A 13,650-nucleotide genomic window follows, 5' to 3' on the forward strand; every position below is an offset into this window, starting at 1 on the left:
GGAGGTGTTAAGATGAACACGACCGGGGAACCTACCGCCATCGAAAGAATGGCGGCCAATGCGCTGGACACGCGCTTTGAAAGCTTCGATGCCGCCCTGCTGGAAGCCACCAAGTACCGCATTATAGACACGCTGGGCTGCCTGATAGGCGGCGCCGCGGATACCGGCAATCAAGAGCTGGCCGGGCTGCTGCTGGAAAACGGCGGCAAAAAGGAAGCCACCATACTCGTACACGGGGGCAGGGTACCGGCCGGGGAAGCGGCGCTAATCAACTGCGCCATGGCGCGCTCGTTCGACTTCGAGCCGGTAAGCCCGATGGTGGACGGCGTGAGCTGCCCGGGGCACACCAGCGGCACCACCGTACCCACGGCGCTGGCCATGGCGGAAGCGGTGAACGCCACCGGCAAGGAAATGATTGAAGCATTGCTGGTGGGGGACGATATCGCGGCACGCCTGCTGGCGGCTTCCGGCTTCGGCTTTTCTTTAGGCTGGGACGGCACCGGCACGGTCAACGCCTTCGCGGCGGCGGCCATCGCCGGGAGGCTGCTCAAGCTGGATAAAACGCAATTGAGAAACGCCATGGGCATCGTGCTCAACCAGGTGGGCGGCACCTTTCAGATAATCTGGGACGGCACGATGGCCTTCAAGCTGCCGCAGGGGCTGTCCGGGCGGTCGGGCATCCTGTCCGCGCAGCTCGCTAAAGCCGGCTGGACCGGGCCGGAGGACGCGCTATTGAGCAAATTCGGGTACTACCAGATGTTCACCGAAGGCTGCCAGAAACCGGAGGCGCTGACCGCCGACCTGGGCGTGCAATACTATTACGACAGCACGATAAAGCCCTATCCCTGCTGCCGCATACCCCATGCCGCCATCGACGCGGCGCTGGCGCTCAAGCGCAAGTACAACCTCATCGCCGAGGACATAGAGTCGGTCCACCTGGAGCTCGCCCAGGGGGGCATCGACCATATTTGCGGGCACCCCTTCAAAATAGGGACATTCCCGCACGGCAACGCCGCTTTCAGCTACGAATACGTGGTGGCGACGGCGCTCATATTCGGCGCGGTCAAGCCGGAGCACTTCACCGAGACAGCGATACGCAACCCGCAGATTCCGGAGTTCATCAGGAAAATCAGGTTGATACACGCCGCGGACGTGGAGTTTGAAAAAGCCAGGATGACTCTGCTGCTTAAAGACGGCCGGAAACTGACGGAAAACGTGACGGACGTGAAAGGCGACCCGCAGCGCAACCCCATGACCCACGACGATATACTGGCCAAGTTCTGGACCAACGTGAATTTCTCCCAGAAAATCACCCAAAAGAAAGCCGAATACCTGCTGGAAGCGCTGCAAAACCTGGATAAATTCGACAGTGTGCGGAAGCTGATGCCGCTTTTAGTTGCGTGAAATGGAAAGAAATGAGCTGCTGAAACTGGGCGCGTTCTGCCTGAAGCGGCTGTCCCTGAAAGGGCAAAAAGAACTGCTGCGGCTGGCGGAAAACGAGGTGCCTTTCAGCGATTTTGCCCTGGCCGGGCTGGGGGAAACGGAAAAGGGGCAGGAGTTCATTGCCGCCTGCGGCGGACGGCTGAGTATGACCGACCTCATGGATATACTCACCTGTTGCGACCAGCCTACCATCGACCGCATTATTACCGATGACCGGCATAAAAGCCTGTTTTTGGAGTCGGCGGAGATTAACGGGCATTTCGTGCTGGAAAATAACGCCATTTACTACACGCTGGACATGGACTCTACCCTGCTGTGGTTTCAAAAAGTGCTGGGGTGGCCGGGGGTGGTGGAAGCCAGAGACGCCTCCGGCAAGGGGCTTTACGGGCTGATTTCCCCGCACCTGAAAGCCAGCGCGCCGGGCAACCGCAGCCCCTACATGCAGCTGATGCGCGGCCAGCCAGCCGAATCCGTAGCCGGGTTCATCAAGATATGGGGGCTGGACAAACTGCGGCAGCAGATAATAGCCAACGGGTGGCTGGAGATGACGCCGGTAAAACAGGAGCCCTGGGGGGCGCGGCTTTTTGCGGTGACTACCGGCGACGGCTCGGAGCTGCGCTTTTACGAGCCGGACACGGTGGGGGACTGACGGCGTTCCTGTCCTGCGACCCCAAAAGTACAGCTATTTGGCGGCTTTAATAGTAGCGCCGTTGCCGTGCCGGCTGACCAGCTCCACCTTGCTAAAACCCGCCTTTTGCAGCATCTCAATCTGATTAGCCACGGTGCACGGCGTGTCAAAGTGAAATAATCCCGCGGCTATCCCCTGCTCGGCGCGGAGGCGTTTACTCTCCGCGAAGCGGGCGTCCTGGAACGCCTGGTCCGGCGCCACGTAGTCCGACTCGATATAGAGGCCGTCCGGCTTTAAGGCGACGCGGATTTTGCGGTAAAGCCCGGTTTTTTCTTCAGGGGTAAAATGATGGAGCGTTTCCGCGGCAAGAGCAACATCATACGTATTTTGGCCGAAATCATAAGCAAAATAATCCGCCAGTATGAGGTTTAGCCGGCTTTTCCTGGCGGCGTGTTTCCGGCGCAGCTTGGCCAGCATCTTCTCCGCCAGGTCAATACCCGTTACCTGCACCGCAGGATTAACTTTAAAGATTTCATCCAGCTCCAGCCCGGTGCCGCAGCCTAAATCCAGCAGCTTCAAGCCCTTAGCGGCCGGAACCAGGGTGGCCATCTCTATATAAACGGCGGCGCTGTCCAGGTCCTGGAGCATGTGGTGCTCGTACAGGTCAACGCGAGCATTAAAAAAAGAGCCCATTTCTTCCAAAGGCATTATTTTTTCCTTTTAACGGCGGTAAACTAGCCCCGCTCCACCAGCTCGATAAGGACGTTCTCGGCGGCGGAGGGGTGGACAAAAGCGATTTTAGCGCCGGGGAGCTGCATAGGCTCCTCGTTCTGGAGCTTTTTCCCTTTAGCTTTCAGTGCCTTGATTTCTTTCACAATATCGTCGGTCAGGAAGGAGACATGGTGCAGGCCGCCGCCCTTTTCCTCCAGAAAGCGGGAAAAGCTCCCCTCTTTCAGGGGCTGGAAAATCTCGATGCGGATATCACCCGCGGCCATCATCACGTTTTTGAACTCGCCGCCGGGGCCATCCATTTTTTCCACCACCTTAAAGCCAAACAATTCAGTGTAGGTTTTAGCGGCCTGTTCCAGGTCTTTTACCACTATACCAATATGGTCGATTTTATTAACCATTAGCGTCCTCCTTTATTTACTCCCTGTCATTCCGGCCTAGGCCGGAATCAGCCAATAAGTTCCAGATAATAGTAATTCGTATATGGATTCCAGCCCCGATTAACATACGGGGTATGCTGCCTGCGCTGGAATGACGGCTATTGCCTAGAACGGGAAAATGGCCGGCAAATCATGCACCTTGTCTTTGGTGAGGGTGGAAGGCATGGTCTCGGTGAGCTCTTCCGGCGTCCAGCGGCCGTCCTTCCAGAGTACCTGCTCCACCGGCGGCGGGTCAACGTAAATGCCGATGTGCCCGTGCCAGACCTCGAAAACGCAGCCGTTTACGTTATCGGCCTTTTCACCGGCCAGATAGACGACCAAAGCGGCCACGTCCTCCGGCTGGTTAAGCTCCAGCATCTGCTTCAAACGGCGCTCGGCAGTCTCCTGCCCCCACATCTTAATCCAGGCCTCCCGGAGTCCTTTGCCCTGGACCATCTCCACGAAGCCGCGCGTCCCGGCCACCGGGCGGATAACGTTGCAGGTGACGCCATAGCGCGCCATGTCCCGCGCCACAGTACGCGTCATCCCCACGATGCCCTCCTTGGCCGCCCCGTAATTGGCCTGTCCCATGTTGCCCAGCCCGGCGTGGGAGGAGGTGCTGATAATGCGCCCGTAGTTCTGCTGGCGCATCACCTTGCAGGCCGCCCGGGTGCAGTAAAAAGTGCCGCTCAAATTCACCTGGATGACGTTGTCCCACTCCTCGTCCGAGATATTGTATATCATGCGGTCGCGGTTAAAACCGGCGTTATTGACCAGAATATCGAGTCGGCCAAAGCTGTCCACGGCGGTCCGGATAATGCTTTCCGCCCCGGCCACCGTGCCCACGCTGGCAAAGCTGGGAACGGCTTCACCGCCGGCCTTTTTAATCTCCTCAACGACATCCTCGGCGGGACCGCGGGAGACGCCGGAGCCATCGGTAGCGGCGCCCAGGTCATTGACCACTACTTTAGCGCCCTGGGCCGCCATGCCCAGAGCCTCGGCGCGGCCCAGGCCTTTGCCGGCGCCCGTGACCACCGCCACTTTTCCCTTCAGTAAATCACCCATAAAAAGACCTCCCGGTGTATCGACTTTTCTTTCTCTGCAGAATCCTGTCTTCCAAATATTCGTTGTATTTACACGTTAATGATGATATTGTCATTCTGGAGTCCCGATGAAATCGGGACGAAGAATCTGGAGGCGCGTGGTCATTCTTTAACAGCCTTTTCCAACCAGGATTCGCTTAAGTCATCCATTCTTGGGTTCATTTGTTTTATTAGCTCAAGCTTTTTACTTCTCAATAGACCCTTTATTTGTTTTTCCCTGGTTATAGCTGCATTTATGTCATTGGTAGTTTCATAATATACGATCCGATCAATATTATATTTCTTTGTGAAACCTTCAAATATTTTGTTCTTATGCTCATAAACACGGCGTTCCAAATCGCTGGTTACTCCGGTATAGAGAGCTCCGCGTTTGTTAGCAAGAATATATACATAATATTCTTTCATTTTGCGGCCTTAACCTCTCCCCGCCTGATTCTTCGCTACGCTCCAGAATGACAACCAGTGCTACGCTATGACCTTTTTATCTTTTAATTCAGTTATCTCATCCCAGTCCATGCCGAGGACGCCGGTAAGGATTTCCTCCGTGTGCTGGCCGAACTCCGGGGCGGTGTTGCGGACGGTGGTAGGGGTCTTGCTGAACTCCCAGGGCGGCATGATAACCTTCAGCTTGCGCCCCACGGGGTGGTCGATTTCCCTAAAATAGCCGTCCGCCCAGGGGGTGGGGTCGGCGACGACTTCGCCGGGAGTCTTGACGGACGTCCAGATGATGTTCTCTTTGGCCAGCCGCTCCGCCCATTCCTTTTGCGTTTTAGCTTTAAAAACTTTATCCAGGATGAGGATTAGCTCTTTATTGTTCTCCATGCGTTTTTCATGGGTGCTGTACTTGGGGTCGGTCTCCAGCCCGCCCAACTCCAAAGCCTTGCAGACCCCCGCCCAGTAGCGGTCGCCCTGGATGCAGGCCAACTGTATCCAGCGTCCATCGGAACACTCGTAGCTGTTAAAGATGGGGTTGCTCTGGTTGGTGCGCGAGATGCGGCCGTACTCCATGCCGGTAGCCAGCACCGAGGAAAGGACGATGCCCATCGACCATATCCCCCCGCCCACTAAAGAAACGCAGACCTCCTGGCCTTCGCCGGTGCGCTCGCGGTGGAACAAGGCCATCATGATAGCGCAGGCGGCGTACATGCCGGTGGTGTTATCGCCGAAGCCCGGCACCTGGAAGGGCAGGGACGTGCCCGGCTCCCCGAGCGAAGCCATCACGCCGCTGCGCGCCCAGTAGCCAACGAAGTCATAAGCGCCGACGTCCTTTTCCGGGCCGTGGAGGCCGTAGCCGGAAAGGTGGGTGTAAATGATTTTAGGGTTCAGCCTGGAGATGTCTTTGTATTCCAGCCCTAAATCCTTTAAAGCGTGCGGGCGGAAATTGCAGACGAACACGTCCGATTTTTCCACCAGCTTATAGAGAATATCCCGCCCCTCTTTCATCTTGAGGTTCAGGGTAATGCCCTTTTTATTCAAATTATAGAATTCCAGCACGTAGTTGATATCATAGACGGGCACGTTGCCGCTGATTTTCAGGATACCGCGGGTCTGGTCGCCGCCTTCCGTACGCTCCACCTTAATGACCTCCGCGCCCATATCCGCCAGGATGCGGCAGCAGACAGGGGCCAGACCGGCCTCGGAAACGTCCAATACCCGGATGCCTTCAAGAGCCATTTTCATAATGATGCCTCCTTGCGTAAATGATTGTCATCCTGAGCGAAGCGAAGGATCTCGGGGTGGTGTGGGGTATAACAACCCCACCCTGAGATTCTCACGGTCGTCCCGAGTCCATCAGGACTCCCTCAGAATGACAGCTCTGTTCTACTTCTCGTTCCCCACGATAAAGCAGGAGCAAACGCCCGTACCGGCGTTGCCGCCCAGGTTGTGGGTCAGCGCCAGACGCGGGTTTTTCACCTGCCGGGGGCCGGCCTTGCCCTGGAGCTGCTTGTACATCTCGTACATCATGCGCAGGCCGGAAGCGCCGAGAGGGTGCCCGAAGCACTTTAAACCACCGTCCGTATTGATGGGCAACTCTCCTTTGAGGCTGAAAGTGCCGGCGGCTATATCCTCCGGGGCGCGGCCGCGGGGGCTAAAGCCCAGGTCTTCATAGACTATCATCTCGTGGACGGAGAAGCAATCGTGTACCTCAGCGCAGCTGATTTCCTTCCGGGGATTGGTGATACCGGCATCAGCGTATGCCTGTTTAGAGCCGCGGACATTCTCCTCCATGTGGACGAAGTCGTAATCCTGCATCATAGCGCCCTGCCGCGCGCCCACCGTGACCTGTAAAGCCTTGATGTAAACGGGGTCGGGGCGGAACTTTTTCGCCATATCCGCCCGCGTCACGATAGCCACGGCGGCGCCGTCACTGACGCCGCAGCAATCGAACAGACCCAGGGGCCAGGCGACGATGGGCGCGTTCACTACCTGGTCGATGGTCAGCTCGTTCTGGAAATGCGCCTTGGGGTTCAGACAGCCGTTGTGGTGGTTCTTGACGGCAATCTGCGCCAGGATGCGCTTGCCGTCTTCCGGCTTGATATGATAATCGTGAAAATAGCGGGTGGCGAGGTAGGCGAAAGAGGCCGGGGCGCTGTAGCCGGGGCCGATGCCGGAGCTGCCGTCCTGGTTATCACCGACCACGCTGGGACCCTTGACGCCGGTGGCGCCGGAGTCCTTGAGCTTTTCCACCCCCACCGCCAGGGCGATATCACACACGCCGGCGGCAACCGCGTAGCTGGCCGCCCGCAGGGCCTCCGAGCCGGTGGCGCACATGTTTTCCACCCGGGTCATGGGGATGTACTGGAGCTGGAGGGGGGAAAGGGTGATAGCGGAAAGGCCGGAAAAGACGGTGCCCACCCAGGCCGCCTGGATATCTTTAGGGCCGATGCCGGCGTCCTCAAAAGCCTCGTAGGCGGCCTCCACGATGAGGTCTTCCACCCCTTTATCCCACCGCTCCCCGAACTTGGTGCAGCCCATGCCCACGATGGCGACTTTATCTTTAATACTTTCCATTTTTATCCTCCTGGTTATTCACAAGACCCGCTCATGGTGAGCTGTTAGTTTACCCTGAGCTTGCCGAAGGGAACCATAGCGGTGCCATTGGCTCACCCTTCGACGCGCTCAGGGTGAGCTGCGTCATTCTTATTCCGTAACCGGCCTGGCTTTCCAGAAATAGTTGTTGATGCCGCGGCTGGTGAACATCTTGCGGTAAGTCATCTCCACCGTCATGCCCACGGACACTTTACTCGCATCGCAGTCGGTCAGCTCACAAATCAGCCGGCCGCCGCCCTCGAAGTCGATAGCGCCGTTGACGCCGGGCGGATTGAGGGTAGGCATAAGCTGGTCGATGGCGTAGGTGAAGAGCACGGCTTTCTTATCCGAGAATTTATAAGGCTCGAAATCATCCTTGGTCTGGCAGCTGACGCAGACCCGGGACGCCTGCCCTATCTGGTTCATCTGCGGCGTGCCGCATTTCCGGCACTTTACGCCGGTAAGGGTAGTGATAACCTGGCGCTCCCGCCAACGACTCTGCAAAGACAGCGCCGAGCGCTCCGGCAGGGTGGAAGCTTCCACCGGCACCAGGCCGCGCCAGGTAAGGTACTGCCCGTAGGTAATGGGCGTTTTTCCCGCCAGGCGCGATGCAATAACGGGGGTTTCCTGGAATTTCCTGATTTCATCAGTAGCGTGGAGGATAAAGGCATCCGCGCCGTCACCGTAACCGGCGAAGAGAATGCGGTCGCCGGGTTTAGCCTTTTCCAGCGCCGCCGCCAGCATCAGAAAGCCCGCCGCCGCGCCGGTATTGCCGATTTGATTATAGAGCGGGTCCTGTACCTGCGCTTTATCCAGCTTCAATCTCCGGGCCAGAGCCGCGTGCTGGCGGGCGTCCCCGGCGTAATAGACCACACCGGCAAAGTCAGATAAAGCCAGCTTGTTCTTCTTGAGCAGGCCTTCGATGACCGACTGCATCAGGGGCAGATAGCCCACGTCATCGATGAAGCGCCCCTCGGCGTAGCGGGGGAACTTATCCTCGTCCGTGCGCCAGATATCCGTAAAGTCGCTGCACAGCGAATAGCTGCCTTCAACCTCGGCGATAACTTTTTCCGCGCCGACCATCAGGGCCGCCGCGCCGTCGCCCAGGTTCTGCTCCAGGGCGCCCTTGGCCGCCGCCTGGCGCGTATCAGAAGCGACTACGAGTGATTGTTTTACCGAACCGGCGCTGACGGCATCCAAGGCGGCTTTCAGGGCGGCTGTCCCCGCCCTTAACGAGTCCGTATAGTCCGCCGCGTGGCACTCGGCAGCGAGGTCGGCGGCACTTACCACCATCGCCGCGGCCAGCTTTTCGCGGTACGGGGCGGTGGTCGTCGCTAAAGACAGGCCCCCGGCTTTCTGGCCGCCCCGCTTGAGACAATCGAGCGCCGCCGCCACAGCCATGGTGAGCGTATCTTCGTCATAGCCGGCCACGGCTTTAGCGCCGCCGGCATTGCGGCCGCCCCACATCCGGCCGATTTCTTCACGGTTGAGTCTGAATATCGGGATATAAACCCCTACCGATGTTATTCCTGCCATCTGTCAGTTTTCCTTTCTTTGCCGGTAACGGGCCGTTTTTACGGCATTTGAATCCCGGACGAGAATTAGAGGGCGTTTCAAAAAGGGAAAATATACCAGTATCCGGTGTTATAAATATCTTAATGCGATGGCGAGAATAGTGTCAAATTAGAGAAGTAGTATCTTTATAGAATAAACATAATATTGAAATGGCCACTTATGTATGATATATTGAGTTCAACTTGTTTTTGATAATTGGTGTTTAATTGAAACAAACATTTGAAATTAAACATTTTGGAGATATTCCTTTAAATGACCCTTTTTTTGATAGTTTAAAAAAAGACTATCAGGAATTCGCCGAATGGTATAAACGCAAAATTTCGGAGCAAGCGCAAGCCTACGTTCAGTATACTGATGAAAAACTGACCGGCTTTATGTACTTAAAGCCAGAGATTGGTGAAGTAATTGATGTCACTCCGCCGCTACCCAATGGAAAACGCATTAAAATAGGTACTTTGAAAGTTGATGCTCACGGAACAAGGCTCGGCGAACGTCTAATTAAAAAAGCATTTGACCGAGCTATTGTTGATCGCGCAGACGAAATATATATCACTGTTTTTCCGCACCATAAACGTCTCATTGAAATGCTAGAGGAGTTTGGATTTAGGTCGGAAGGTAATATAAAAAACACTCCTAACGGCAAAGAAAACGTATTAGTTAAAAGCTTCAACCCCCAATCACTTACAGGAAACTTACGGAAGGATTATCCCTTAATAGATATAAGGAGAGTTAATTTCTACCTTCTAGCCATCCGCCCTGAATGGCATTCACAGCTTTTTCCAGATTCAATATTAAAAACAGAAAGCTATGATTTGCTTTCTGACATTTCTCATACAAATAGCATTAGTAAGAATTATATTTGTTCAATGGACGGTGTCGAAAATCTACATCCTAGAGACTTGGTTGTTGTTTACAGAATGACAGACAGCCTAGGACCAGCCGAATATCGCTCGGTTGCTACTTCTTTATGCACAGTTGAGGAGATGCGTACTAGAAATAGTTTCAAAGATGTGAATGAGTACCTAAAATATGTTCAGCCATATAGTGTATTCGGAGAAAAAGAGTTAAGACAATGGTGGAATAGGAAAATATTATACATCGTTAAATTGTTATATAGTGCAGCGTTTACAAAACGTGTGATCAGAAAAACACTTGCAGAAGAAATAGGACTAGATAGAAAAAATCGTTGGGGATTTTTACCATTATCCCAAGAACAATTCCTAAAAATCGCTGATTCTGGGGGTATTGATGTACGTCTTATTATCCGTTAAGCCTAAATTTGCTAGAGATATATTTAGTGGACTCAAGAAATACGAATACCGTAAAACTATTTTTACTAGGAAAAACATCAATACTGTAATCGTGTACGCTTCAAGCCCTAAAAAATGCGTAATTGGTGAATTTGAAATTGAAGAAATTATTTATGATGATATAGAATCCCTCTGGGCTCGCACAAAAAATGAATCAGGAATAAGTAAAAAATTTTTCTATGAATATTTTGGGAAACAATCCAAAGGCTATGCCATCAAGATAAAAAACCAGAAGGAATATGATAACCCATATTCTCTAAATCATTTGACAGTATTGGGGCCTCCACAATCATTCATGTATTTGAATGCTTGAATTATCAATATTCAAATATTAAATTTAAATAACTGCACACCCGGCTAAATAAAACGCTCGAAGCGCTCTTTGCCGGCTTTACAGATAGGGCAAACGCCGGGCGGGACTTCCCGGGCGCACAGGTAGCCGCAGACCTTGCAGCGCCAGACCGGCAGCGGCAGCGATGATATGGTTGCTTCCTTTTTTTCCTCTTTCACCTTGAGCCTTTTATCCCGGGAGGGGCGGCGCTCCGGGATAGACCGGGCTTTTTCCTTACCCTCCGCCACCCCTTTGGACACGTAGAGACTGCAATAGCAGGCGCCGAAATCCTCCAGGTCCGGGTCGCGGTAATCACAGGGACAGATGATGTCCAGGTCTGCTTCTTTTTTACCGGAGGCCAGGCGGCAGGGGCAGGAAGGATAGCCATAGCGCTGCTGGTTCATCAGCAGGCCGTTTAAAAGCTCTCGGGTCATGGCTTTTTCCGGGTTCAAGTTGTAGCCGGCCGAGGCCGCCTCTTTATCCAGCTTTTCATATAGCCGGTCGATTTCCGCCGGCGTGATGTCCGCCATTACTTTAAAGCCTCCCGGATATCATCCTCTTTGAAGCCGATGATGCATTTTTGCGAATTTATGACCATGGTGGGGAAATTGCAGTCCGGATTGTACTTGGTAATTTCCTTAATTACAGCTTCCTGCTCCGCCCCTTTAAGCAGGTCAACATCGGTATAATCGTACTCCACACCCAGCTCATTGAGTAACCCCTTGGTCTTTTTACACCAGCCGCAGGTGCTCAAGGCATAAAGCATTATCTTGCCCTTATTCTTACCGGCAACGTGATTCAAAGCCATAAAACCAGGCCTCCTTCACCATTATTCAATCTTTACTAACTAAATTCTAGCACACCGCACCAATGACAAAAGTCGCTATTAACGATAAAGAGCACCCGGTTTGAATTATTTCACCAAAGAGTATAGTACCATGCCCGGCCGAATGTAAAACCAAAGAAAATACAGGCGATAGCATAATTGCATCGGGCTATTGTTTTTCCACGATAGATTGTATATAATTGTTACTATATAGATTTTAAACTGTTTATGTTATATACCAACCGAACCCCGATTTTTCAGGAGGCCGGTAAAGATGCGTGGTGAAATACTGAGCAGGGTAGCCGCCGATTTACTTTCCGTGCCGCCTCTTATTTTCCGGCTGGTCCGCAGAAAACTCGCGATGACCACCCTCGATGATCTGGATGTGGATATCAAGCTGCTGCATTTTGAAATCATGAGAGTGCTGCAGCAAGAAGGCACGCAGCACCCGGCTAAAATCGGGGAAAGGCTCCTGGTGGCCAAAGCCCAGATGACCCACCTCATCGATAAACTGGTGGAGCTGGGATTCGTGAACCGGGAGATGGATGCCGTGGACCGGCGTACCTTTAACATTACCCTTACGGAAAAAGGCAGAAAAGTGCTGGAGGAGCAGGACAACATGGTCATCAATTCCGTTAGGGAAAACATGGCTTCGCTCAGCGACGATGAACTGGAAGCGCTAACGAGCTCATTGCGGAGCCTGCGGGACACCCTGTTCAAGTTACAGTAGCCCGGGAGACCCTGTCCCGTTTTACCTTGTCCGACTAGAAAGAATATAAGCACCGATGAAACAACCGAACCACACCCACAACGTCCTGGATACCGAAAAGGTAGGCGGCCTGCTTTTCAAACTGGCCACGCCGGCCTTCATGGGGATGTTCGTCCAGACGCTGTATAACGTCGTCAATACCATATTTATCGGCCATACCCCGGACGGGGAGACGGCCATCGCCGGCCTGTCTATCGTTTTCCCGGTACAGATGCTTTTCATGGGCATCGCCATGATGGTGGGCATGGGCGGCACCTCGCTTATCTCCCGTTTTATCGGGTCGGGCCAAAATGAAAAAGCCGAACGCACCCTGGGCAACGGCATCACCTGCATCATCATTCTTTCCGTGGTGATAACCGCTATCATACTACCCAATATCAACGGTTTCCTGCGCCTCATCGGCGCGTCCGATAACGTGCTCCCTTATGCCCGGAAGTACCTGGTAATCATCGTCAGCGCCACGATCTTCAACCTTATCGGCATGACGCTGCTGAACTTCGTCCGGGCGGAGGGCAACGCCCGGGTGGGCATGATAGCCAATATCATCGGCGCCGGTCTGAACATCATCCTGGACGCTTTATTCATCCTGAGGATGCACATGGGCGTCACCGGCGCGGCGCTGGGCACGGTCATCGCCCAGACGGTCATGCTGATCTACCTTGGCATTTATTACCTTTCCGGCAGCAGCTACCTCAAGTTCCACGTTAAGAACATGCGGCTGGACGGCTCCATCCTGAAGGGGATGTTCAGTATCGGCGTGTCTTCCTTCGTGCAGACGGTGGCCAGCAGCCTTTCCGCCATGTTCATACTGCGTGAAGTGGTCTCTTACGGCGGGGATATTTACCTTGCCGCCTTCGGCATCATCCAGCGGGTAATGATGTTCGCCACCATGCCGGCCATGGTCATCGGACAGGGCGTGCAGCCTATCCTGGGCTTTAACTACGGCGCCAAGCGCTATTCCCTCGCCCTCAAGGCTTTAAAGATAGCGGCCATCGCCTCCACCACGGCCAGTATTTTAGCTTTCGCCGTGCTGATTTTCATACCGGGACCCATTATCAAGATATTCAATACGGACCCGGCACTGGTAGAAGCGGGCGCCTACGCCTCCCGGCTGGTATTCTGGAGCATGCCCGTGATGGGCCTGGTGATGGTGGGATCTACCTCCTTCATGTCCATCGGCAAAGCGGTACAGGCTTTCATTACCGCCGTAGCCAGGCCGGCTTTATTCCTCATACCGGCAGCGATATTCTTGCCCCGCATGTTCGGGCTGTCCGGCGTTTTCCTCTCCTTCCCCACCGCGGACGCGTTTACTCTGGTCCTGACCATACTGCTCCTCATACCGGTTATCAAGGAGTTCCGCCGGGCTTCCGTCAAGGAAGAGCAGGACAAACAAAAGCTCGAGCCGAACCAGACGCCGGTTGGACACCGCTCCTGATATCCGCTAATATAGTGGTTGATAACGATGCCGCCTGCGCCGCTTGAGATAC

The 13,650-nt window shown here is 54.1% G+C and carries 15 protein-coding genes; 6 read left to right on the forward strand and 9 right to left on the reverse strand.

The genetic code is table 11. The features are described from left to right. Nucleotides 1-12: 12 nt before the first annotated feature. Both WC370_04520 and WC370_04525 read left to right on the forward strand, forming a co-directional pair. Nucleotides 13-1,404: an MmgE/PrpD family protein gene (locus WC370_04520; protein MFA5308736.1), complete on the forward strand. Its 1,392-nt coding sequence runs from the start codon at nucleotides 13-15 to the stop codon at nucleotides 1,402-1,404. 1 nt (nucleotide 1,405) lies between these two features. After that, nucleotides 1,406-2,092, forward strand: a complete 687-nt coding sequence (locus WC370_04525; protein ID MFA5308737.1) for a hypothetical protein — start codon at nucleotides 1,406-1,408, stop codon at nucleotides 2,090-2,092. A gap of 33 nt (nucleotides 2,093-2,125) precedes the next feature. Here WC370_04525 and WC370_04530 read toward each other — a convergent pair whose 3' ends face one another. The 7 genes from WC370_04530 to WC370_04560 form a co-directional block, all read right to left on the reverse strand. After that, complete coding sequence (locus tag WC370_04530) at nucleotides 2,126-2,779, reverse strand: class I SAM-dependent methyltransferase (GenBank protein ID MFA5308738.1); 654 nt, start codon at nucleotides 2,777-2,779, stop codon at nucleotides 2,126-2,128. Nucleotides 2,780-2,805: 26 nt separating this feature from the next. Further along, nucleotides 2,806-3,201, reverse strand: a complete 396-nt coding sequence (locus WC370_04535) for a VOC family protein (protein MFA5308739.1) — start codon at nucleotides 3,199-3,201, stop codon at nucleotides 2,806-2,808. A 144-nt stretch (nucleotides 3,202-3,345) separates the two neighbouring features. Next, the gene (locus WC370_04540; protein MFA5308740.1) at nucleotides 3,346-4,284 is read right to left on the reverse strand and encodes an SDR family NAD(P)-dependent oxidoreductase; all 939 of its coding nucleotides are present in this window, start codon (nucleotides 4,282-4,284) and stop codon (nucleotides 3,346-3,348) included. A 140-nt stretch (nucleotides 4,285-4,424) separates the two neighbouring features. Continuing rightward, the gene (locus WC370_04545) at nucleotides 4,425-4,727 is read right to left on the reverse strand and encodes a GIY-YIG nuclease family protein (protein MFA5308741.1); all 303 of its coding nucleotides are present in this window, start codon (nucleotides 4,725-4,727) and stop codon (nucleotides 4,425-4,427) included. Between the two features lie 60 nt (nucleotides 4,728-4,787). Then, nucleotides 4,788-6,002, reverse strand: coding sequence for a CoA transferase (locus WC370_04550; GenBank protein ID MFA5308742.1), 1,215 nt, complete (start codon nucleotides 6,000-6,002; stop codon nucleotides 4,788-4,790). Nucleotides 6,003-6,143: 141 nt separating this feature from the next. Continuing rightward, nucleotides 6,144-7,334 (reverse strand): acetyl-CoA acetyltransferase, encoded by a 1,191-nt coding sequence (locus WC370_04555; GenBank protein ID MFA5308743.1) that lies wholly within the window; start codon nucleotides 7,332-7,334, stop codon nucleotides 6,144-6,146. A gap of 129 nt (nucleotides 7,335-7,463) precedes the next feature. Next, nucleotides 7,464-8,888 (reverse strand): hydroxymethylglutaryl-CoA synthase, encoded by a 1,425-nt coding sequence (locus tag WC370_04560; GenBank protein ID MFA5308744.1) that lies wholly within the window; start codon nucleotides 8,886-8,888, stop codon nucleotides 7,464-7,466. Between the two features lie 245 nt (nucleotides 8,889-9,133). On the opposite strand from WC370_04560, the gene WC370_04565 reads away from it, so the two are divergent. Continuing rightward, nucleotides 9,134-10,198 carry a hypothetical protein gene (locus WC370_04565; protein MFA5308745.1) on the forward strand — a complete coding sequence of 355 codons (1,065 nt, stop codon included), beginning with the start codon at nucleotides 9,134-9,136 and terminating at the stop codon, nucleotides 10,196-10,198. Then, nucleotides 10,176-10,550: an ASCH domain-containing protein gene (locus WC370_04570; GenBank protein MFA5308746.1), complete on the forward strand. Its 375-nt coding sequence runs from the start codon at nucleotides 10,176-10,178 to the stop codon at nucleotides 10,548-10,550. Before WC370_04565 ends, WC370_04570 begins: the two co-directional genes overlap by 23 nt. Before the next feature lie 44 nt (nucleotides 10,551-10,594). Here the strand turns inward: WC370_04570 and WC370_04575 are convergent, their stop codons facing one another. Together WC370_04575 and WC370_04580 are read right to left on the reverse strand one after the other, a co-directional pair. After that, complete coding sequence (locus tag WC370_04575; GenBank protein MFA5308747.1) at nucleotides 10,595-11,098, reverse strand: ferredoxin-thioredoxin reductase catalytic domain-containing protein; 504 nt, start codon at nucleotides 11,096-11,098, stop codon at nucleotides 10,595-10,597. Next, nucleotides 11,098-11,376 carry a glutaredoxin family protein gene (locus WC370_04580; protein MFA5308748.1) on the reverse strand — a complete coding sequence of 93 codons (279 nt, stop codon included), beginning with the start codon at nucleotides 11,374-11,376 and terminating at the stop codon, nucleotides 11,098-11,100. Before WC370_04580 ends, WC370_04575 begins: the two co-directional genes overlap by 1 nt. Before the next feature lie 292 nt (nucleotides 11,377-11,668). Between WC370_04580 and WC370_04585 the strand changes: the two genes are divergently transcribed. Continuing rightward, nucleotides 11,669-12,124 (forward strand): MarR family transcriptional regulator, encoded by a 456-nt coding sequence (locus tag WC370_04585; GenBank protein MFA5308749.1) that lies wholly within the window; start codon nucleotides 11,669-11,671, stop codon nucleotides 12,122-12,124. Between the two features lie 55 nt (nucleotides 12,125-12,179). Next, the gene (locus WC370_04590) at nucleotides 12,180-13,598 is read left to right on the forward strand and encodes an MATE family efflux transporter (protein ID MFA5308750.1); all 1,419 of its coding nucleotides are present in this window, start codon (nucleotides 12,180-12,182) and stop codon (nucleotides 13,596-13,598) included. Nucleotides 13,599-13,650: the final 52 nt, after the last annotated feature.

This window comes from Dehalococcoidales bacterium (assembly GCA_041652735.1).
Taxonomy (GTDB): domain Bacteria; phylum Chloroflexota; class Dehalococcoidia; order Dehalococcoidales; family RBG-16-60-22; genus RBG-13-51-18.